This window comes from uncultured Roseibium sp. (assembly GCF_963675095.2).
GTDB lineage: Bacteria > Pseudomonadota > Alphaproteobacteria > Rhizobiales > Stappiaceae > Roseibium.
On sequence record NZ_CAXXSJ010000016.1, the window covers coordinates 1 to 20,678 of the forward strand.

A 20,678-nucleotide genomic window follows, 5' to 3' on the forward strand; every position below is an offset into this window, starting at 1 on the left:
CAAAGCCTGGCTTCAGCGCGGTTTTGACGACGGCGCATTCCTGCTGGCCGGCACGCTTCAGCCCGGCGTCGGCGGCGGGATCCTGGCCGATGGGGCAACGCTTGGCGAGATCGAAGCGCGGGTCGCAGATGACCCGTTTGTCGCGGAAAATGTCGTAACTGCGGAAATCCTCGACATGACCGCTTCGAAGGCTGACGACCGCCTGGCCTTTCTTCTGAACTGACGCCCTTCCCTCATCCCTTCAGGAACGACGATCTGATGAGTACGACCATACCCGGCCCGGACGGACGTCCGCGCTGCCGCTGGTGCGCGGCGGCTCCGGAGTTCTTCGCCTATCACGACCGGGAATGGGGGTTTCCGGTCGCTGACGACCGGCGCCTGTTCGAAAAGCTATCGCTGGAGAGTTTCCAGTCGGGCCTGAGCTGGCGGACCATCCTCGCCAAGCGGGAGAATTTCCGAAAGGCCTTCGAAGGGTTTGATTTCGGCAGAGTTGCCCAATTCAACGAAACCGATGTCGAACGCCTGCTGCAGGATGAAGGCATCGTCCGCCATCGCGGCAAGATCGAGGCGGTGATCAACAACGCCAAACGGGCGCAGGAGTTGGTCGCGGAGGAAGGCTCGCTCGCCGCCTATGTCTGGCGCTTCGAGCCGGCCCCAGCGGACCTCGGCACACCGCAAACCGCCTCCACGTCCGCAACTTCGGTTGCCCTGTCCAAGGACCTGAAGAAACGCGGCTGGAAATTCGTAGGCCCAACCACGGTCTACGCCTTCATGCAGGCCATGGGGCTGATCAACGATCACGCGGAGGGCTGTGCCATCCGCGCCGAAGTCGAGGCGGCGCGGAAAGCGTTTGAGAGGCCGAAGGCTTAAGCCGCCCTCAGCATAAAGAGACGCTTACTTCGCTTTCAGCTTGCCGCCGATCTTGAGCGCCTGCAGGACGATCTTCTCGTAGTAGGGCTCGGTCGTGCCTTTACGGATCTTGCGCAGGAAATATTTCTCGAAGGCAATCTTGGCCAGATGCACCCACTTGCCGCTCGACGACCAGTTGACGTTGCGCGGCGGGTTCTGCGGCTCGGCGATGAAGACCACGCCGCCGTCGCCGAAATCGGCCAGGCAGATGGCGTTCCAGGAACCCTCATGGGTCGGATCCTTGCCGGCAACGATCTCCTTCAGGTTCTGGGCGACCGCCGTCACCATGCTTTCGATCATGTAGCCGGTCTTCGGCACGCCGACGGGAACCGGGGTTGCCTCAAGCGGGGCGATCGCGATGCACACGCCGGCGCCGAAGACATTCGGGTATTTCGGGTTGCGCTGGTGCTTGTCTACGATGATGAAACCGCGCGGATTGACCAGGCCCTCGATGTCGCGCACCGCCGGGATGCCGCGGAAGGCCGGCAGCATCATGGAATAGCCGAACGGCAGTTCGTGGGTTTTCTTGACCTTGCCGTCCTCGTCATGCTCGGAAACGGTCATCTTGCCGTCCTCGACCTTGTCGACCTTGGCGTTGGTGATCCAACGGATGTGGCGCTCGCGCATTTCGCTTTCCAGCATCCCCTTGGTGTCGCCGACGCCGCCCAGGCCCAGGTGACCGACATAAGGTTCGGCGGTGACGAAGGTCATCGGCACCTGGTTGCGGATTTTCCGCTTGCGCAGGTCGGTATCCATGATCATGGCGAATTCATAGGCCGGGCCGTAACAGGACGCACCCTGCACCGCACCAACCACGATCGGCGCCGGATTGGCGCAGAAGTCCTCCCATTTGGAAGCGCCCTTGACGGCGTGTTCGACGTCGCAAACCGAAGAGGTGAAGCCGTCCGGCCCCAAGCCCTCGATCTCGTCAAAGGCGAGCTCCGGCCCTGTCGCGATGATGAGATAGTCGTAGGCGATCGGCTCGCCAGTCGACAGTTCGACCTTGTTTTCCTCCGGCAGCACCTTTTCCGCTGACGCATGGATGAATTCGACGCCATGGCGCGGCAGAGTGCTGGCCAGATCGATGGTGATGTCCTCCTTGGTGCGCCACTTGACCGCGACCCAGGGATTGGACGGGGTGAACTGGAAGTACGGCGCTTTGGAAACAACGGTCACCTTGTGGGCCTTGCCCAGCGCTTCGCGCACTTCGTAGGCCGCCGAAACGCCGGCGATGCCGCCGCCGAGAATGACGATATGAGCCATTTGGTCTTTCCTCCTCAAGCGTCCCTCTCCGGCCGGCAGACTCCTCTTCTGCCGCTGGCGGGATCGATATTTATGCCCGGCGGCGACTTCTGCAGCCTGCGAGCCGCAGCCCTGAGCACCGGTCATTATATTGCCCGCCATCAAGTTGTGTCTTTGCACCAACTCAAATCCGGCGAGAATATATTCATATATCTGTATATAATAAAATACTAGCGGGATACCAGCTAAGTAACATCCGCTATGCGCCTCGTTTCCTTCGGCGAACCGGCGAGGCCCGCTGACAGGCATCCGGGATCAAACCGATTGATCCCGTGTTTCGACGCTGTATATTGTTAATTTCGAATGTAATGAAACTTCTTCAGGGAGAAGAACGCCGATGACCACAAGTCCACGCCCGTTCTGGCCGCCTCTGGTCGCGGGATTTGCGTTGGGGATCGCCTTGCTGGCGACATTCCTGATCACAGGCCACGGCCTCGGCGCCTCGGGCTTCATCACCCGGCTCGCCGCCCAGATCAGCGAATGGCTCGCACCTGCCGCAACCGCTGCCAACAGCTATTTCGGACCCTTCGTCAAGGCCGGCGCCCCGCTTGCCTCCTGGATCACCTGGGAAGTGATCGGCGTGCTGATCGGCGCCTATGTGGGCGCCCGCAGCGCCGGCCGCTCAAGCGTCCAGGTCGAGCGCGGTCCGCAGACGTCGCGCGGCCAGCGCTTCGCCTACGCCTTCATCGGCGGCGCCCTCGTCGGCTTCGGTGCGCGTCTGGCGCGCGGTTGCACCAGCGGCATCGGCCTGTCCGGCGGCGCGACCCTGGCCGTTGCCGGTTTCGTTTTCCTGGCTGGCTTCTTCATCGCCGGCTTCGTCGTCAGCATGCTTGCACGGAGGGTCTGGCAATGAGCATTCCGTTTTACGATGGCGGCATCGCCAGCGGCCTCCTGTCCGGCATCCTGTTCGGCTATGTGCTCGAGGCCGCCGGCTTCGGCAGCCCGCGCAAGCTGACCGGCCAGTTCTCCTTGAAGGACTTCGCCGTCTTCAAGGTGATGTTCACCGCCGTTCTGGTCACCGCTGTGGGTCTTTACCTGCTCCGCCTCGGCGGCGTGATCGCCGACAACGCGGTGTTCATCCCGACCCTGTTCTTCTGGGCGATCGCCGTCGGCGGCATTCTGATCGGCGCAGGCTTTGCCCTTGGCGGCTATTGCCCGGGCACCTCGGTCGTCGGCGTCGCCTCGGGCCGGGTCGATGCGGTGGTGTTCGTCGCCGGCATGATCGCCGGCACCGCCGTGTTCGCCTATCTGTTCGATCCGTTGACCAGCTTCTACTTCGCGGCCAAGGGCCCGGACGCCCAGCGGCTGCCGGATCTTCTGGGTCTGCCGGAATGGCTGATCCTTGCCGTGCTGATCGTGATTGCGATGGCCGGCTTCGTTCTCGGTTCCAAGCTTGAACGCGCCCGCGGCGGTCCCTTTACCGCCAAGGACGTCTGTGCGCCCGATGCCGGGACGGGCGCTGAGAAGTCTGTCTCACACACAACACAGGCCATGAAGGCCTGAGGAGGAAGCGTCCCATGAAAAAGAAAATCCGCAAAAGCCTGCTAAGTGCCGCAATCATTCCGGTGACCGCCATCGCCGTCGGCGCCGCCGTTCCGTCCGCGTCCTTCGCCCAGGCGACCAACCCCTGCGCTCCGGCGGCAGGTCCGGTCAACCCGTGCGCCCCGGCAGCGGCACCCGCCAACCCTTGCGCACCGGCAGCCTCGCCGGCCGCCAATCCGTGCGCTCCGGCAGCAGCTCCCGCTGCCAAAGCCGAAGAGGCCGCCCTGCCGAAGGACATGTTCGACACGACCACGAAATACGCCCAGGCGCCTTACGGCAACAAGATGCCGAATATCGTCAAGAACTACCTGCGCGCCACGCCCTATATCGGCACCGGCGGCGTCATCGAGCCGACCGGCATGGAGATGCTGGCCGCCCTCGGCTTCAAGACCGTCGTCAACCTGAACACGGCCGACGAAGGCGCGACCGCGGAAGGCCCGATGGTTCAAAACGCCGGCATGAATTACATCAACATCGCCGTGCCGACGTCCGCCCCGAACGCCGACCAGGTCGCGGAATTCGCCAAGATCGCCGAGGATCCGAACAACTATCCGATCCTGCTGCATTGCGAATCCTCCAACCGCGTCGGCGCACTGTGGGCGCTTTACCGGGCTTCCACCGGCATCCCGAAGGACATCGCGATCCAGGAAGGCCGCACCGTCGGCCTGAAGACCAGCCGCGAAAAGGCGGTGCGCGAACAGCTCGGCATGCCCGCGCTCTAAGCGCCGGCCTCGGCATGCATTCGACGGGGCCGGCCAAACGCCGGCCCTGTTTTGGTTTGGGGACGACGCCCCGAAAGTCCCCTCTCCCATGGGGAGAGGGTTAGGGTGAGGGGATACAGCGTTTGTAGCATACTGTGAGTTTGAGCCCCCTCACCCGGGCCGTTGGCCCGACCTCTCCCCACGGGAGAGGTAAGTTGGAGCCTGCCGACTGGTAGGTATCCTTGGCCGGCATCAAGGCGGAAGATCGCAAATCGACAGGCTCGCCAGCTGTATCAAGACGCATTTGCCGGGATCAGGATCGAACCGATGAGCGAGACGAAAACCAAAGCCCCGCAAATGCCCTTCCCCGCAGATCTCTCCGGTCTTCCGGAAGCGCAACTGGAAGCCATGCACGATGCGGCGGCGACGGTGCTTAACTGCGAACGGGAACTTGCACAGGCCGGCTCAAACGTGGTCATGGAGGTCTTGCGCGATCAGGGCGACTTCCTGATCTGGGAGCGCTACCCGAAGGGCGATCTGTTCGATCTGAAAAACCACAGCCACTATTTCTATCACGCTCACACATCGGAAGAGATGGCCGACGGCGAGAACGGCCACTTCCACCTGTTCGTCCGCCCGGCGGCCATCGCGCCCGACATGAAGCCGTGGCGGCTGCCCGGCGCCGTCGTCCCCGAGGACCCGGCCGTCCGCTTCGCCCATATCGGCGCGGTCAGCGTCGACAATCAGGGCCGCCTGATCCGCCTCTTCACCACCAACCGCTGGGTCACCAACGAGACGCTTTGCCGGGCCGACGACGTGATCGCCCTGCTCGACCACTTCGCCATTGAAGTCGAGAAGCCTAGCCGCGCCGTGAACCGTTGGCTCACCAGCCTGATCACCCTCTACCGCCCGCAACTGGAGGCGCTGTTAAGGGCCCGCGACGCCACGCTGGAGGCCTTTAAACAGGAGCATCCGGACTCAGAGGTGCTCGAGGACCGGGCCTTGCAGAACACCAGTGAGGTCTTTGTCGATACGGTGAAGCAGATCGAGGCGGTCGAGAGGGCGCTGGGGGTTTAGCCCCTGGCGTTCACTCCCCCTCTCCAATCTCCCTCAAGATCTCGTCCGTATGCTCGCCCAGTGTCGGTGCCGCATGTTTCAGCACCAGTTCGCTGTCTGAGAAGGTGATCGGGGTGCGGACCGAGGGGATGGTGCCGCCTTTGACTCCCGTAGCCGGCAGGTCGACCTTCATGTGGCGGTGGTTCACCTGCGGGTCGGCGAAGACGTCGGCAACAGAGTTGATCGGGCCGGCGGGAACGCCCTTTTCCTCCAGTGCCTTCAGGAAGTCGTCGCGGGTGAATTTGGCGATTTCGGCTTCCAGGATCGACACCAGCTCCGCACGGTGGGCGACGCGGGCGGCGTTGGTGGCGTAGGCCGGGTTTTCACCGAGCTCGGGCAGACCTAAAATGGCGCAGAGCTTTTTAAACTGGCTGTCGTTGCCGACGGCGAGGATCATGTGGCCGTCGCTGACGGCGAAGACCTGGTAGGGCACGATATTCGGGTGGGCGTTGCCAAGGCGTTTCGGCGACTGGCCGGTCACGAAATAGTTGAGCGCCTGGTTGGCAAGCACACCGGTGAGGCTGTCGAGCAGGGCCATGTCGACATGCTCGCCCCTGCCCGTCTCGTCGCGTTTCCTCAAGGCCGCCATGATGCCGATCACGCCGTAAAGGCCGGTGAAGATGTCGGCGAAGGCGACGCCGATCTTCTGCGGCTCGCCGTCCGGATTTCCGGTCAGATCCATGATGCCGCCCATGCCCTGGATCATGAAGTCATAGCCGGCCCGGTGGGCGTAAGGCCCGTCCTGGCCGAATCCGGTGACCGAGCAATAGATCAGGCGCGGATTCACTTGCTTGAGGCTGTCGTAATCGAGACCGTATTTGGCAAGGCCGCCGACCTTGAAGTTCTCAACCAGAATATCGGCGCCCTCAACCAGCTTGCGCGCGATCCGCTGGCCTTCCTCGGTGCGGAAGTCGACGGTGATCGAGCGCTTGCCCCGGTTGCAGGAATGGAAATAGGCGGCATCGAGTTGCTCGCCGTTCTCGCCCTCGACGAAGGGCGGGCCCCAGGCGCGGGTGTCGTCGCCCTGCGGCGCCTCCACCTTGATGACATCGGCACCGAGGTCGGCCAGGGTCTGGCCGATCCACGGACCCGCCAGAATGCGGGCGAATTCAATGACCTTCACGCCGTGAAGCGGGGCTGCCATGGAGTGTCTCCTGAAAGGGGGCGACCGACGTCTGTCAGGCGGCCTTGCGATAGATGTGATAACGCCCGGGGCGGATGCCCTCGGGAAGGTCCAGTTCGGAGAAATCCTTCAACTCCAGCGCAAGGCCGGACAGCACGTAACCTCCGGCCTTGGTGTGAATATCGACCAGCGGCGATAGCCAGGAGGATGTGGCGAGATCCGTGGTCGGATCCCCGGATCCGATATCCGCATGGATGAGGGCTGCCTGGGAGCCGATTCGTGGCCCGCAGAAAGCCAGCGTATCCCGGATTTCCCCGAAAATCATATGGTCACCGTCGGGAATGCAGCTCGGATGACAGGACAGATCCCGGTCGAACACGAAGATTTCCCGCTCGGGAAGAAGTTCCCTCAGGTGATCATAGGTGCGTCCGTTGCCGAGGCCGAGCTCCAGCACCGGCCCCTCGAGATCGTCGATGCGCCCGGCAACGTCCTCAAGGAGCGCTTTCTGGGCTTTCAGACGGCGGATGAAGCTGTCGAGGCGGCTCATGGGCAAATCCCTGCTGTTTTGTCGGGCGTGTCATGGGGTGAGACCTGTCTCATAGCCCGGCAGGGCAGCCGCGTCAAAGTTCAGCGGGGTCTTTATTCCGCGCTCATCAGCTCCGTGGCGCAGCGGAGGCCGATCCGGCATTGCGGATTGTCCGTGGTTTTGGCGAAGAACGGTTTCGTCTTCTGCAGACGGTCGCAATAGCTACCGTTCGCCACCACCCGCCGTGTGACATTCGGCGCTGTATCGACGACGACCGCCCCCTTGTTCTGGACGAAAGCCTGAGCCTGGGAACAGGTCATCGTATAGAGGCTCGGACGGGCCTGCGCCGCAGTGGCGACCAGCATGGCAAGAGCTGCGACAATTGCCGCTTCGGTCGTCGGGCGCAGTGTCTGGCGCATGGACGCTTCCTCCCCGATCAATGGCTTATGAAACCGTCATTTCGAGCTCATCGATGTGGTCGCACAGCTGAACCCGATCCGGCACTGCGGATTATCGGTGGTTTTGCCGAACAACGGCTTGGTGTTCTGCAGCCGGTCGCAAAAACTTGCGTTTGCCACGATCCGCGCGGAGATGTTCGGCGCCGTATCGGCAACGACCGCGCCCTTGCTCTCGACGAAGGCCTGGGCCTGGGAACAGGTCATGGTGTAAAGACTCGGGCGGGCCTGCGCAGCGCCGGCGCCCAGAATGACCAGACCCGCGACGAACGCTTTAGCGGCTGCCATGTGAGCTCTCGGGCGCATGGACGATCTCCTCTTCCAAGGCTGTTGGCCCGGGCCTGCCCCGACCCTGTTACCGCGCATCACCGACAGCTTCGGGCGCGTCGATGCATTTCATCCCGATCAGGCATTGCGGGTTGTCACGAGTCCTGCCGTAGGCAGGCCAGGCGACCTCCTGCCGGCTGCAGCCCCGCTGATCGATGACGAACCGCTGGAATGTCTGCGGCCCGGTGTTGGCCACGACCGCCCCGTGTTGTCGGACGAAGGCCTGCGCCTGGGCGCAGGTCATCGTGTAGACGCTGGGACGCGCCTGGGCCGAAGACGCAGCCAGCGCCGCCAGCGCGGCGATGGTCAAGACAGTTGTCGCTGAGCGCATGATCTGTTCCCTGGTGGGGCTTGCGGACTCAACGCCCGTTTGTGTCTCGAGGCAGACCCGCGCATCTGTAATCGATCCGGCACTGCGCATTGTCGCGGGTCTTTACATAGGCGGAAACGGCTCTCTGGCTCCGGTCGCAATATTTCCCGTCGGTCACGAACCTCTCGTAGGTCATGGGACCGGTATTGGCCACCACGCTGCCCTGCCTTTGAACGAATGCCTGAGCCTGGCCGCAGGACATGGTGTAGAGACTTGGACGTGCTTCGGCGGCGACACCGCCCAGAACCAGGACCGCGCCGGCGGCCAGCAGAGTACGATGAAAGGAAATCATGCTCAAATTCCCCTAACGGAAGATATCGACATGACTAATCTAGGGCCTGGAAACAGGCTTTAAAGAGGGATTGTTTCTCGCCGTGATCACATCTTCGCGTGCGCCTTCCGGCTTGCCAGATCGCGCCGGTGATGTTTGAAGGGACTTGCGGCTTCAGGCCGGCTTCTGGGGAGGAACCGAATGACTGCGATCGACATGGAAGCGGAATATAACAACAGGGCGCGGGTTCCCGAGCATCCGGCGATCATCGAAGGCTGGCATGAAGAGGCCGAGGCCTATCGCAAGACACAGGAAAATGCCGTTCTCGACCAGCCCTACGGCCCGGCTCCGCGCAACAGCTACGATCTGTTTCCCGCCTCCACCGAAGCAAAACAGCCCCTCATTGCCCTCTTCATCCACGGCGGTTACTGGCAAGCGCTCGACAAAAGCGCCTTCTCCCACATGGCCCGGGGCCTGAATGCCCATGGTTTCGACGTGGCGATCGCCAATTACAGCCTGTGCCCGGCTGTCGCCGTTGCCGACATCATTTCGGAGATGCAGGAGCTTGCGAGCCATCTTTACCAGACCTTCGGCAAAAAGCTTCTCGTCACCGGCCATTCCGCCGGCGGCCATCTTACCGCGGCCTTGATGGCGACCGACTGGGCCGACCGCGGCCTTCCGGCCGATCTTGTCGCCGCCGGCATGCCCATTTCCGGCCTGTTCGAGCTGGAGCCGCTGGTGGAGACGAGCATCAACAAGGCGGTCGGCATGACGCCGGAAACGGCCCGGGACGCTTCGCCGATCCTGTGGCCGAAGCCGAAAAAGGGGCATTTCCGCGCAGTTGTCGGGGCCAAGGAATCGGACGAATACCTGCGCCAGAGCCGCATGCTGGTCGACACATGGAGCGGGCCTGAGCTGACCGGCAGCCTGGACATCCAGGACGGGGCCGACCACTTCACCGTGATCAACCCGCTCGCCGATCCGCAAAGCGGATTGGTCACAGCATTATGTGACCTCGCCCCTTGCCGCGACGCAGGGTGTCGCCTAAGTCCCCCGTATCTGCATTCTGTTGTCCTCATCCGATCAGGAGATCCCCATGCGCCCGGAAGCGGCCCCAGTCATTCGCCTGGACGACTACACACCCGCGCCTTACCTGATCGACAAGGTCGACCTGAACTTCCGCCTTGCCCCCAAGGCGACGACGGTCACGGCGCGGCTCTCCCTGCACCGGCAGGAGGACACCGCGCCCGGGACACCGCTGGTGCTGGACGGCGACGGGCTCGTTCTCGCCGGCTTGTCGCTGAACGGTTTCCCGTTGAGCGATGACGCCTATTCGGCAACGCCGGACCGGCTGGAAATCAGAAAGCCGCCCGAAGGCCCATTCGAACTGGAAATCCGCACCACCATCGATCCGGACGCCAACACCGAACTGATGGGACTGTACCGTTCGTCCGGGACCTATTGCACCCAGTGCGAGGCGGAAGGCTTCGACGGATCACCTATTTCCTCGACCGGCCGGACGTGCTTGCCGTCTACACCACCCGGATCGAGGCCCGGAAGGCGGAAGCACCCGTCCTGCTCGGCAACGGCAATCTGGTGGCGTCCGGCGAGATCGAAGGCACAGACCGGCACTTTGCTGTCTGGCACGACCCCTTCCCCAAGCCCTCCTACCTGTTTGCGCTCGTAGCCGGCGATCTCGGCTATGTGGCGGACACCTTCACCACCTGCTCGGGCCGCAAGGTCGATCTGAAGATCTATGTCGAACACGGCCGCGAACCGTGGTGCGGCTGGGCGATGGACTCGCTGAAGCGCTCCATGAAATGGGACGAGGAAGCCTTCGGCTGCGAATACGATCTCGACGTGTTCAACATCGTTGCCGTCTCCGACTTCAACATGGGCGCGATGGAGAACAAGGGCCTCAACGTCTTCAACGACAAATACGTGCTCGCCGATCCGCAGACCGCGACCGACCAGGATTACGCCAATATCGAGGCTGTAATCGCCCACGAGTACTTCCACAACTGGACCGGAAACCGCATCACCTGCCGGGACTGGTTCCAGCTTTGCCTGAAGGAAGGCCTGACCGTCTTCCGCGATCAGGAATTCTCCTCCGACCAGCGCTCCCGGCCGGTGAAGCGCATCGCCGATGTCCGGCTTCTGAAATCGCATCAATTCCCCGAGGACGCGGGACCGCTCGCCCATCCGGTCCGCCCGCAAAGCTACCGGGAAATCAACAACTTCTACACGGCGACCGTCTACGAAAAGGGCGCGGAAGTCGTACGCATGCTGAAAACCCTGCTCGGCGAGGACGGCTTTCGCGCCGGCATCGATCTCTATTTCCAGCGCCACGACGGCGAAGCGACCACCATCGAGGCTTTCCTGACCTGCTTCTCGGAAGCCACGGCAACGGATCTCGGGCAGTTCGCACGCTGGTACGATCAGGCGGGCACGCCGCATGTCGAGGTCAAGAGCCACTATGACAAGACGGCGCGCGAGCTGACGCTGGAACTTTCCCAGGCGATCCCGCCGCTGCCCGGCCAGGATACGACCGAGCCTTCGGTTATTCCGATCCGTTTCGGCCTGATCGGGCCGAACGGCTCTGACATGCCACTGGGTCGGGTCACGGGCGCGAAAGTGCAGGACGACGTTCTGGTACTCGAGGAAGCAAGCCAGAAGGTGACCTTCTCCGATGTGCCGAGCCGGCCTGTGGTCTCCCTGCTGCGCGGCTTTTCCGCGCCTGTCCGGCTGGAGTTCCACCAGACCACCGACGAGTTGCTGTTTCAGGCAAGCCACGACAGCGATCCGTTCAATCGCTGGCAGGCGGTTCAGTCGCTCGCTACACGCGACCTGATCCAGCTCACGTCTGATTTCCGTGCCGGCCGCAAGGCCGAGGCAGATGGAGCGCTTGTGACCGCCTTCGGTGCCATTCTCGCCGATCGGGACCTCGACCCTGCCTTCAAGGCACAGGTTCTCGACCTTCCGGGCGAAGCCGACATCGCCCGCGAGATCGGCCGGGACGTGGATCCGGATGCGATCCACGGCGCCCGCAATGCCCTGCGCGAGGCCCTGGCCAAGGCGCATGTGGAGACGTTCCTGACGCTTGCCGAAGGCACGGACACATCCGCGGAGTTTTCGCCTGATGCCGCTTCTGCCGGACGGCGCGCGCTTGCCAACCGGGCGCTTTCCTACTCCATCCTGAGCGGAACCGACGGCGCCGAGGCGCTTGTGGAACGACGGTATCATGCCGCCACCAACATGACCGACCGGCTGGCCGCCCTCACCGTGCTCGTGCATCAGGGTCTGTCCGGCGCCGAAGAGGCCCTCGGCGATTTCCGCAAGCGCTACGAGACGATGTCGCTCGCCATGGACAAGTGGTTCATGGTTCAGGCGACGGCCCCGCTTGCCGACGGGCTCGAGCGGGTCAAGGCGCTGACCGCCGATCCGCTCTACGACATTTCCAATCCGAACCGGGCCCGGTCCCTGATCCACGCCTTTGCCACCGGCAACCCGACCCAGTTCGGCCGGAGCGATGGCAAGGGCTTCGACTTCGTCGCCGACAATGTTCTGATGCTCGACGCGCGTAATCCGCAAGTGGCTTCCAGGTTACTGACCTGCTTCCGGTCATGGCGGGCCTATGAATCCGCACGCGCCGGTCTTGCGAAGGCCGCGCTTCTGCGCATTTCGGAAACAGATCATCTATCCCGCGACAGCCGGGATATCGCAGATAGATGTCTGCAATAATTTGGATCAAGACCCGATAGTCTGCGCCAAAAGCACTCCAGATCTCGGAGTTACTGGTGTGGTGAATTTGAAATACGCCTTGTTTCAGCAGCAACCGCCTGCACGTATTTCAAATTTAAAAACCACACCAGCCGCTTATACTTGCCAGTCACACCTTTGAATCTGAAGTTCGTTCAGAGCTAACTGAGATGTAAGACGAACTTCAGATCCGGGTGACTGGAAAAGGTTAACACAAAGCCCGCCAAATGCTTGATCCGTTAACCATTTTTTTCTTCAAAGCCTCTGGACAAATCCGAAAAGCTGGATTCAAATGAAACTGATTCGGACGACAGAAGTCGGCTGAGCGGGGACATCACAAACATTCGGGACACCTTTCCGATGGCGCGGGCATTTGCCGGCAGCGCGTCCATGCGACGCCTTGCCCAAATCAAGGGACAGCTTTTTGGCCAGCACAGCGATCGAACATCGCTGACCGGCCACCTGCGCCTGCTCGCCGAACCGACCTATCAGCGCCTGCTGCGCTCCGAACCGTTCATGCGCCGGTTGATCCCGGCCCTCTGCCTGGTCTTCATCGCCAGTCTCGCCGTCTACCGGAGCCTGGAGCTTTATTACGACCATCAGGCCACGGCACGGCAGGCGCGCGACGAAATCGCCCTGACTGCCACGGTGATCTCGTCCCACCTGGCGAGCGAGGAAACCAACCTTCCGGAACTCGGCTATCGCTCCGCCCTGCAACGCGTCCTTGCCGACAGCCTGCCGGTCGGCGCCACCAGCAACGGGCGCATCATTCTCGTCGCCGACAAGGACGGGACCATCGTCGCCAGCGCGCCGCTGCGGCCGACGCTGGAAGGGATGCAGATCACCGACATCTTCAGCGCCTCGCAGCCGCTCACCGTCTTCGGCGCCCGCGCCGGTGTCCTCACGGTGAAGGCGACGCTCCTGAGGAACGGTGCCAGTGAAAACACGATGGCTACGGTCCATCATCTGGACGGGCGCCTCGGCATGATCGCCGTGCTGCAGCCGGAAGACGACATCTACGCCGAGTGGCATGCGGACGTTTCGGCCAATGTCACCCTGTTCGTCGGCACCGCGTCCGTTCTCCTGGTCCTGATCTACGCCTTCTTCGCCCAGGCCACGCGGGCCGAACAGGCGGACGAGATGTATGCCGCGACCCGGGGCCGGATCGACACCGCCCTGACCCACGGCCGCTGCGGCCTGTTCGACTGGGACCAGTCCCGCGGCCGGATGTTCTGGTCGGCCTCGCTGTACGAATTGCTTGGACGCGAACCCAAGGACGACATCCTGAGCTTTTCCGAAGTCAACGCAATCGCCCATCCGGAAGACGTCGATCTGATGGCCCTCGCCGAGCATCTGCTGCAGAGCGGCGAGACCATGATCGACCAGATGTTCCGCATGCGCCACCAGGACGGCAACTGGGTGTGGCTGCGTGCCCGCGGCGAGATCCAGCGCGAGCCGGGCCGTAGCGAACCGCACCTGATCGGCATCTGCATCGACGTCACCGAACAGCATGAACTCGCCGAACAGAGCCGGACCGCGGACCTGCGCCTGCGCGACGCCATCGAGACCATTTCGGAAGCCTTCGTCTTGTGGAACGCCCGCAACGAGCTGGTCATCTGCAATTCCAACTACCAGGCCCTGCACGGCCTGCCGGCCAATGTCATCAAGCCCGGTACGCCCTATCAGGACGTCATGAGCGCTGCGGCCAACACCCAGATCGCGCCGCAGGCGATGTCGGTCAGCCAGCGGGACGCAGCCGCCGACGGCAGCTACGAGGTCGAACTCGACGACGGCCGCTGGCTGCAGATTTCAGAGCGCCGCACCAAGGACGGCGGCTTCGTCTCCGTCGGCACGGACATCACCGCGCTCAAGCGGCACGAAGAAAAGCTGATGGACAGCGAACGCAAGCTGAAGGCGACGATCACCGACCTGCGCAAGTCCCGCCAGACGCTCGAAGTCCAGGCCCAGCAGCTGGTGGAACTGGCCGACAAATACGCCCACGAAAAGACCAAGGCCGAAGAGGCCAACAAGGCGAAGTCGGAATTCCTCGCCAATATCTCCCACGAGCTGCGCACCCCGCTCAACGCGATCATCGGCTTCTCCGACATCATGACCCAGGAGATGTTCGGTCCGCTCGGCGGCGAGCGCTACTCCGAATACAGCCGCGACATCCACGAAAGCGGCACGCACCTGCTCAACGTGATCAACGACATTCTCGACATGTCGAAGATCGAGGCCGGGCGCATGTCCATCAACGCCGAGGACATCAATGCGGCCGAGGCGGCCTCCGACGCCGCCCGGATCATCACCGCTGCCGCCGCAGAAAAGGCCATCACCGTGAGCTGCGACGTCGCGGAAGACCTGACCGTGCTGGGCGACCGCCGGGCGCTGAAGCAGATCCTGCTCAACCTGCTTGCCAACGCGGTCAAGTTCACGCCGGAAAAAGGCATGGTCGCGCTCACGGCCGAAAGGGCCGACGACCGAATCCGTTTCATCATCGAGGACACCGGCATCGGCATCGCCGAGGCCGACATCGAGCGCCTCGCCAAGCCCTTCGTCCAGGTGGAAAACCAGTTCACCAAGTCGCACAAGGGTTCGGGTCTCGGCCTCGCCATCGCCCGCTCCCTGATCGAACTGCATGGCGGCGAACTGGAAATTGCGTCCGAAGTCTCCAAGGGCACGGCCGTCAGCTTCACCCTGGCAGCCTCAAGCACCACGGTCCCGGCCCAGGCGGAACTGCTCTAAATCCCCCTTTCGCCCCATAGGTATCTTCCCGATGTGACACCCTGTCACCGTGACCGACCCCAGCCGTCGGCACATGTATATGCGCACAAGCGCATAAACGGATAAGCGAAGATGACTGATACCATCCGGGTCCTGAACGCTTTGGCAGAACCGACCCGCCTTGCCGCGATCGGCATTCTGTTCGACGGCGGGGAGCATTGTGTCTGCGAACTCATGAGCAAGCTCTCCGCCACCCAGTCGCGCATGTCCCGGCATATGGCCACGCTCAAGACGGCGGGTCTCGTCATCGACCGGCGGGACGCCCAGTGGGTGCGCTACCGGCTGAACCCGGATATGCCCGCAAGCGTCCATGACATCGTGGCGGCGGCCGTTGTCGCCTCCCAGCCGAGCGACGAAAGGAAAGTCGCATGAGCCTCCCCGTTTCCGAACCGCAACCGAAAAGCCACGAGTCGCTCCTTTGGAACCTGGGCGTTGCCGCAGTCGCCGTCCTGTGGTGGCTGATCTACAAGCAGCTTTCCCCGCTCGCGGAATGGCTGGTGTCGCTCCTGCCCGTGGAGCGTTCAAGCCACACCGGCGAGGCGCTGGCCTTCTTCTTCTACGACGTGCCGAAGGTGATGATGCTGCTCACCGGCGTCGTCTTCGCCATGGGCGTGGTGCGCAGTTTCTTCAGCCCGGAAAAGACCCGGGCCTTTCTCTCCGGCAAGCGCGAAGGTGCCGGCAACGTGCTGGCGTCGTGCCTCGGCGTGCTGACGCCGTTCTGCTCCTGCTCCGCCGTACCGCTGTTCATCGGTTTCGTCTCCGCCGGCATTCCGCTCGGCGTCACCTTTTCGTTCCTGATTGCCGCGCCGATGGTCAACGAGGTCGCGCTCGCTCTGCTGGTCGGTCTGGTCGGCTGGAAGGTGGCGCTGACCTATCTCGGCTTCGGCCTCGGTGTCGCCATCGTCGCCGGCTGGATCATCGGCAAGCTGCGCCTGGAAGGCTGGCTGCAGGACTGGGTACGCGACATCCATTCCGGTGCCACCACAGTGGAGGCGATCGAAGGCGACCACCTGACGCTGGCTGAAAGATACCGGCTCGGCATCGAAGCCGTGCGCGAGATCTTCGCCAAGGTGTGGCTCTGGATCGTGCTCGGCATTGCCGCCGGAGCGCTCATCCACGGCTACGTTCCGGAAAACCTGATGGCCGAGATCATGGGCGCCGACGCATGGTGGTCCGTTCCCGCCGCCGTCGTGATGGGCATCCCCATGTACACCAATGCGGCCGGCGTGATCCCCATCGTGGAAGCCCTACTCGGCAAGGGCGCGGCGCTCGGCACCGTGCTCGCCTTCATGATGAGCGTGATCGCCCTTTCCATGCCGGAAATGCTGATCCTGCGTCAGGTGCTCACCCTGCGCCTGATCGCCGTGTTCATCGGCGTGGTCGCCTCCGGAATTCTCGCCGTCGGCTACCTGTTCAATCTTCTGTTCTAAAAAGGACCCTCCCCATGAAAGACATCAAGGTCTACGGCCCCGGCTGCAAGCGCTGCGAAACCACCGAAGCCATGGTCAAGGAAGCCGCTCAAAAGCTCGGCGTCGACGTCTCGGTCGAAAAGGTCACCGACCCGCGCGCCATCGCAATGGCCGGCGTGATGTCCACCCCGGGCATTTCCATCGACGGCAAGCTAGTTCATTCCGGCGGCCTGCCGGACGGGAAGAAGCTGGAAGGCTGGCTGGCGGGCTGAGGGTTCATACACGGCAGGACAAGACCTGCGCCGGAATTACGGATAGCCACAACAGTTTCTTAGGTGCTTCGTGATTGACTGCGATCGAGGCGCCTATCCGATTTCCCGTTCGCAATTCCTTCCAAGCAGGCATGTCCAAGTATCGTTTCTATTACCAATACCAGTGGCTTTTCATCGGCGCACTCCTGCTGATCGGCCTTTTCATGGTTTACTTGGGGTCGGATACTATTGCTTCGGCCAAACGCCTTGCGGCCGATCCGGGGCACGTGACTGCGGAAATCATTGCCAAGGAATACCGGTCCGGCCGCACCATGAGCAAACCGGGTCTGGCCTTCACGCTGGAATACACGCTTTCCGACTCCGACGGCCGGACAACCTACACCAGCATCGCCAATGTCGAACGGTCGACTTATGAAAACCACGACGTCGGTGACACGATCGACGTCCGTTACGACCCGGAAAAGCCGGACGTCACAGAAATCACCAAGGGCGCCATTCGCGAGGAAGGCAACACGATGCTCATCCTCAGCTTAGGGATCTTCTTCCTCACCTGCTGCATGGTCCTGGAACGCCCGATCCGCAGGTTTTTCGGGATGAACGACCCGTTTACGTAAGTGTGGAAAGCCAGCTCCCCTCAGATTGATAACAAACCCTGATTTCGTCACAATCTCAGTCGTTTGGTTCCTTTTGCCCGTCATTCCCGACAAGCGCAGCGAAGCTGCGTGCAGATCTGGAATCCAGAAATCAGCCGCGCTTGAGCGCGTCCTATGTCACATTAAAAGCGGACTTCGCTTGAGCTCAGACTGACATCTGGATTCCAGATCAGCGTTCGGCTCAGCCTCACTTGTCTGGAATGACGGCAGGCTACGGAGAGGGGAGCGTTTTGTCTGCAATCTGAGGGGCGCTAACTCCCCTCCCCCATCTCCACCTTGCCGACGATCTCCTCGAACTTTGCCCGGACCGATTTCTGGATATCGGCGAGTTCCAGTTCGAGGTGGGCGAGGTTCGGCGCGCCGCCGGCGCGGGTGAGGAGCTCGATAACACCGCGCGGGGCCTCGGCGGCGGTGAACTTGCCGGAGAGCGCCATCCGGAGCACCTGGGTCAGGCGGTGGTAGAGGCGGAGTGCCTGCAGGAGCTGGTCGGCGTCGCCCGGTTCCAGGAGTTTTGCCGCGCGCAGGTTCTCAAGGGCATCTTCCGTGCCCTGGGCCAGGACCTCCGGGTGATCATGGGCATGGGCCAGTTGCAGGAACTGGGCGATGAATTCGATATCGACCAGACCGCCGGCCACCTGCTTCAGGTCCCAGACGTCCTTCGTACCCTTTTCCTTCTCGATGCGGGCGCGCATGGAACGGACGTCATCGGCGAGTTTCGCCTTGTCGCGCTGCGTTGCCAGGGTCTCGCGCAGAAGGCTGTCGATCTTGTCCTCGAAGCCTTGCGACGAGGCGCTGATGACACGGGCCCGGGTCAGGGCCATGTGTTCCCAGGTCCAGGCCTCCTTGTTCTGATAGGCGACGAAGCCGTCCAGATTGGTAGCAAGCGGCCCCGCGTTGCCGGAGGGCCGAAGGCGGAAGTCGACCTCGTAGAGGCTGCCTTCCGCGGTCGGAGCGCTGAGTGCCGTGACCAGCCGCTGGGTCAGGCGGGTGTAATATTGCGAGATCGCCAGAGGCCGCCCGCCGTCGGACTGTTGGGCGTCCGCGGGCGCCTCATAGAGCAGGATCAGGTCCAGGTCGGAGGCTGCGGTCATCTCCCGGCCGCCGAGCTTGCCCATGGCGAGCACCGCATGGTTTCCGCCCGGCACCAGGCCATGGCTTTCGGCGACATGATCGACGACCCGGGTCAGCACCCGGTCGACCACCACTTCCGCCAGGCGTGCCAGGGCAAAGCCGACCTTGTCCGCTCCGAGCGTATCGGAGATGAGCCGGAGGCCGATCAGGAACTGCTGCTCCTGGGCAAAGATCCGTGCCCGGTCGAGCGCCTCTTCATAGTAGCGCGCCATGGCCAGCGTCCGGTCCAGGCCTTCCCGGAACTCGTCGACGCTCGGCATGGCGCCGAAAAAGGCCGGGTCGAGCACGGTGTCGAGCACGTGGATCCGGCGCGACACGGTTTCGGCCATGCGCGGCGCGGAGCCCATCACCGTGGCCAGCAGGGTCAAAAGTTGCGGATTGGACTTGAGAAGGGAAAAAAGCTGGACCCCGGCGGGAAGCTTCGCCAGGAAGCTGTCGAAGGCCCGGAGCGCCGCATCCGCATTGTCGGTTTCAGCCAATGCGGTGATCAGCACCGGGTGGAGTTCGGTCAGCCGTTCGCGTGCCTTGGTGGAGCGGGTCGCCGGATAGCGGCCGAAGTGCCAGGCCTTGATGATGTTGGCTGCCTCGGACGGCTGCTTATAGCCGAGCTGGGAGAGCGTCTCCAGCGTGTCCGGATCATGGTCGTCGCCGGTAAAAACCAGATTGCCGAGGTTGGAGGCCAGTTCCGGCTCGTCCTCGAACAGGCCGGCATAGTGGCCCTGCACCGTCTGCAGTCGCTTAAGCAGAGCCGCCTCAAAGGCCTCCAGGGTGTCGAAGCCCATCAGATAGGCGACCTTTGTCAGGCCTTCGGTGTCCTTTGGGAGCAACTGGGTCTGCTCGTCGTTGAGCATCTGGATGCGGTGCTCGACGGAGCGCAGAAAGACATAGGCTTCGTCGAGTTCGTCGCGGGCGTCCTGCTTGATCCAGCCGGCCTCCAGGAGGCCTTCCAGCATGTCGCGCGTGCGCCTCCCGCGCAGCGCCGGATTACGGCCGCCGGCAATCAGCTGCTGGGTCTGGACGAAGAATTCGACCTCGCGGATGCCGCCGCGGCCGAGCTTCACGTTGTGGCCGGCAACGGCGATCTTGCCGTGGCCCTTGTGCATGTGGATCTGGCGCTTGATCGACTGGACGTCGGCGATGGCAGCGAAATCCAGATACTTGCGCCAGATGAACGGCACGATCTCGCGCAGGAAGGCGTTTCCGGCAGGAATATCGCCGGCACAGGGGCGTGCCTTGATCAGGGCCGCCCGTTCCCAGTTCTGACCGAGGGATTCGTAGTAGGCGAGCGCGCCGGGTACCGACATGGCAAGTGGGGTCGCACCCGGATCGGGGCGCAGGCGCAGGTCGGTGCGGAAGATGTAGCCCTCTGCCGTGCGGTCCTGCATCATCTTTACCAGCCGCCGGGTCAGACGCACGAATTCCACCGAAGGCTCCGCATTGGCGGCGATCGGCGCCGTATCGGGGTCGTAGAGAACGATCAGGTCGATGTCGGACGAATAATTCAGTTCGTTGGCGCCATGCTTGCCCATGGCGAGAACGATGAAGCCGGAGTCCACATCGGGATTGGCCGGGTCTTTCGGTTCGAATTTGCCCTTGGCGGCGAGATCGCTCAGGCAGAAGCGGATACAGGCGCTCAGGGAGGCATCGGCGAACCCGGCCAGTGCGTCGGTCACCTGATCAAGATCGATGGCTCCACCGATATCGGCAAGCCCGAGGGTCAGCGCGAGGTCCTGTTTCAACAGGCGCAGGTCTCGCATCAGATCGGCTTCGGTTTCTGCCGCCGCGGTGCGCGCGTCTTCGATCAGGCGCGCGATCCGCGCTTCCGGGGCCTCGTTCAGTATTCCCTTCACCCGCACCGGATTGGCAATCGTCAGATCGCGCAGATAGGCGGTGTCCGACAGAATGCCGAGAAGGCAATTGCGGACGCCGTCGTTCGTTTCCAGGCAGGCTCGAAGGTCAGCGGCCTCTTCGCTGCGGTCGGCCTTTTCCAGAAGGTCCTTCAGAAACAGCCCAGCCCGATCGGGCTCC

At 62.8% G+C, this 20,678-nt stretch carries 19 protein-coding genes and 2 pseudogenes; 13 read left to right on the forward strand and 8 right to left on the reverse strand.

Features of this window, described 5'->3' with window-relative positions; genetic code table 11:
* A partial coding sequence (locus ABIN98_RS06425) for a hypothetical protein (RefSeq protein WP_346908450.1) occupies nucleotides 1–223 on the forward strand: 223 nt, incomplete at its 5' end.
* A gap of 35 nt (nucleotides 224–258) precedes the next feature.
* On the forward strand, nucleotides 259–870 hold the full coding sequence (locus tag ABIN98_RS06430; RefSeq protein ID WP_346908452.1) for a DNA-3-methyladenine glycosylase I: 612 nt from the start codon (nucleotides 259–261) through the stop codon (nucleotides 868–870).
* Between the two features lie 24 nt (nucleotides 871–894).
* Here the strand turns inward: ABIN98_RS06430 and ABIN98_RS06435 are convergent, their stop codons facing one another.
* Nucleotides 895–2,172, reverse strand: coding sequence for an FAD-dependent oxidoreductase (locus ABIN98_RS06435; protein ID WP_346908453.1), 1,278 nt, complete (start codon nucleotides 2,170–2,172; stop codon nucleotides 895–897).
* 376 nt (nucleotides 2,173–2,548) lie between these two features.
* Between ABIN98_RS06435 and ABIN98_RS06440 the strand changes: the two genes are divergently transcribed.
* From ABIN98_RS06440 to ABIN98_RS06455, 4 genes are all read left to right on the forward strand, one after another.
* Nucleotides 2,549–3,064, forward strand: coding sequence for a YeeE/YedE thiosulfate transporter family protein (locus ABIN98_RS06440; RefSeq protein ID WP_346908455.1), 516 nt, complete (start codon nucleotides 2,549–2,551; stop codon nucleotides 3,062–3,064).
* Nucleotides 3,061–3,714 (forward strand): DUF6691 family protein, encoded by a 654-nt coding sequence (locus tag ABIN98_RS06445; RefSeq protein ID WP_346908456.1) that lies wholly within the window; start codon nucleotides 3,061–3,063, stop codon nucleotides 3,712–3,714. The genes ABIN98_RS06440 and ABIN98_RS06445 overlap by 4 nt, the downstream gene beginning before the upstream one ends.
* Nucleotides 3,715–3,728: 14 nt before the next feature.
* The gene (locus ABIN98_RS06450) at nucleotides 3,729–4,475 is read left to right on the forward strand and encodes a beta-lactamase hydrolase domain-containing protein (protein WP_346908458.1); all 747 of its coding nucleotides are present in this window, start codon (nucleotides 3,729–3,731) and stop codon (nucleotides 4,473–4,475) included.
* Nucleotides 4,476–4,781: 306 nt separating this feature from the next.
* Nucleotides 4,782–5,531 (forward strand): DUF6969 family protein, encoded by a 750-nt coding sequence (locus ABIN98_RS06455; protein ID WP_346908459.1) that lies wholly within the window; start codon nucleotides 4,782–4,784, stop codon nucleotides 5,529–5,531.
* 10 nt (nucleotides 5,532–5,541) lie between these two features.
* Here the strand turns inward: ABIN98_RS06455 and ABIN98_RS06460 are convergent, their stop codons facing one another.
* The 6 genes from ABIN98_RS06460 to ABIN98_RS06485 all read right to left on the reverse strand — a co-directional run bounded on the left by ABIN98_RS06460 (nucleotide 5,542) and on the right by ABIN98_RS06485 (nucleotide 8,663).
* Complete coding sequence (locus ABIN98_RS06460) at nucleotides 5,542–6,714, reverse strand: CaiB/BaiF CoA-transferase family protein (protein ID WP_346908461.1); 1,173 nt, start codon at nucleotides 6,712–6,714, stop codon at nucleotides 5,542–5,544.
* A 34-nt stretch (nucleotides 6,715–6,748) separates the two neighbouring features.
* The gene (locus tag ABIN98_RS06465; protein ID WP_346908463.1) at nucleotides 6,749–7,240 is read right to left on the reverse strand and encodes a class I SAM-dependent methyltransferase; all 492 of its coding nucleotides are present in this window, start codon (nucleotides 7,238–7,240) and stop codon (nucleotides 6,749–6,751) included.
* A 92-nt stretch (nucleotides 7,241–7,332) separates the two neighbouring features.
* Entirely contained in the window at nucleotides 7,333–7,638 is a 306-nt protein-coding gene (locus tag ABIN98_RS06470) for a hypothetical protein (RefSeq protein WP_346908465.1), read from the reverse strand.
* A gap of 36 nt (nucleotides 7,639–7,674) precedes the next feature.
* A complete protein-coding gene (locus tag ABIN98_RS06475; protein WP_346908466.1) occupies nucleotides 7,675–7,962 on the reverse strand; it encodes a hypothetical protein in 288 nt (95 codons plus the stop codon).
* A gap of 67 nt (nucleotides 7,963–8,029) precedes the next feature.
* Nucleotides 8,030–8,332 carry a hypothetical protein gene (locus tag ABIN98_RS06480; protein WP_346908468.1) on the reverse strand — a complete coding sequence of 101 codons (303 nt, stop codon included), beginning with the start codon at nucleotides 8,330–8,332 and terminating at the stop codon, nucleotides 8,030–8,032.
* Nucleotides 8,333–8,360: 28 nt separating this feature from the next.
* Nucleotides 8,361–8,663: a hypothetical protein gene (locus tag ABIN98_RS06485; protein ID WP_346908469.1), complete on the reverse strand. Its 303-nt coding sequence runs from the start codon at nucleotides 8,661–8,663 to the stop codon at nucleotides 8,361–8,363.
* Between the two features lie 195 nt (nucleotides 8,664–8,858).
* Here ABIN98_RS06485 and ABIN98_RS06490 point away from each other — a divergent pair.
* The 7 genes and pseudogenes from ABIN98_RS06490 to ABIN98_RS06520 form a co-directional block, all read left to right on the forward strand.
* Nucleotides 8,859–9,377 (forward strand): annotated as a pseudogene (locus ABIN98_RS06490) (alpha/beta hydrolase); the annotation flags it as partial.
* A 361-nt stretch (nucleotides 9,378–9,738) separates the two neighbouring features.
* Nucleotides 9,739–12,383 (forward strand): annotated as a pseudogene (gene pepN, locus ABIN98_RS06495) (aminopeptidase N).
* A 378-nt stretch (nucleotides 12,384–12,761) separates the two neighbouring features.
* Entirely contained in the window at nucleotides 12,762–15,146 is a 2,385-nt protein-coding gene (locus ABIN98_RS06500) for an ATP-binding protein (RefSeq protein ID WP_346908475.1), read from the forward strand.
* Between the two features lie 111 nt (nucleotides 15,147–15,257).
* Nucleotides 15,258–15,557 carry a metalloregulator ArsR/SmtB family transcription factor gene (locus tag ABIN98_RS06505; protein WP_346908477.1) on the forward strand — a complete coding sequence of 100 codons (300 nt, stop codon included), beginning with the start codon at nucleotides 15,258–15,260 and terminating at the stop codon, nucleotides 15,555–15,557.
* Nucleotides 15,554–16,615, forward strand: coding sequence for a permease (locus ABIN98_RS06510; RefSeq protein WP_346908479.1), 1,062 nt, complete (start codon nucleotides 15,554–15,556; stop codon nucleotides 16,613–16,615). The genes ABIN98_RS06505 and ABIN98_RS06510 overlap by 4 nt, the downstream gene beginning before the upstream one ends.
* Before the next feature lie 14 nt (nucleotides 16,616–16,629).
* Entirely contained in the window at nucleotides 16,630–16,866 is a 237-nt protein-coding gene (locus ABIN98_RS06515; RefSeq protein WP_346908481.1) for a thioredoxin family protein, read from the forward strand.
* A gap of 131 nt (nucleotides 16,867–16,997) precedes the next feature.
* A complete protein-coding gene (locus ABIN98_RS06520; protein ID WP_346908483.1) occupies nucleotides 16,998–17,480 on the forward strand; it encodes a DUF3592 domain-containing protein in 483 nt (160 codons plus the stop codon).
* A 290-nt stretch (nucleotides 17,481–17,770) separates the two neighbouring features.
* Here ABIN98_RS06520 and ABIN98_RS06525 read toward each other — a convergent pair.
* On the reverse strand, nucleotides 17,771–20,678 hold a 2,908-nt coding region (locus ABIN98_RS06525), incomplete at its 5' end, for a bifunctional [glutamine synthetase] adenylyltransferase/[glutamine synthetase]-adenylyl-L-tyrosine phosphorylase (RefSeq protein WP_346908485.1).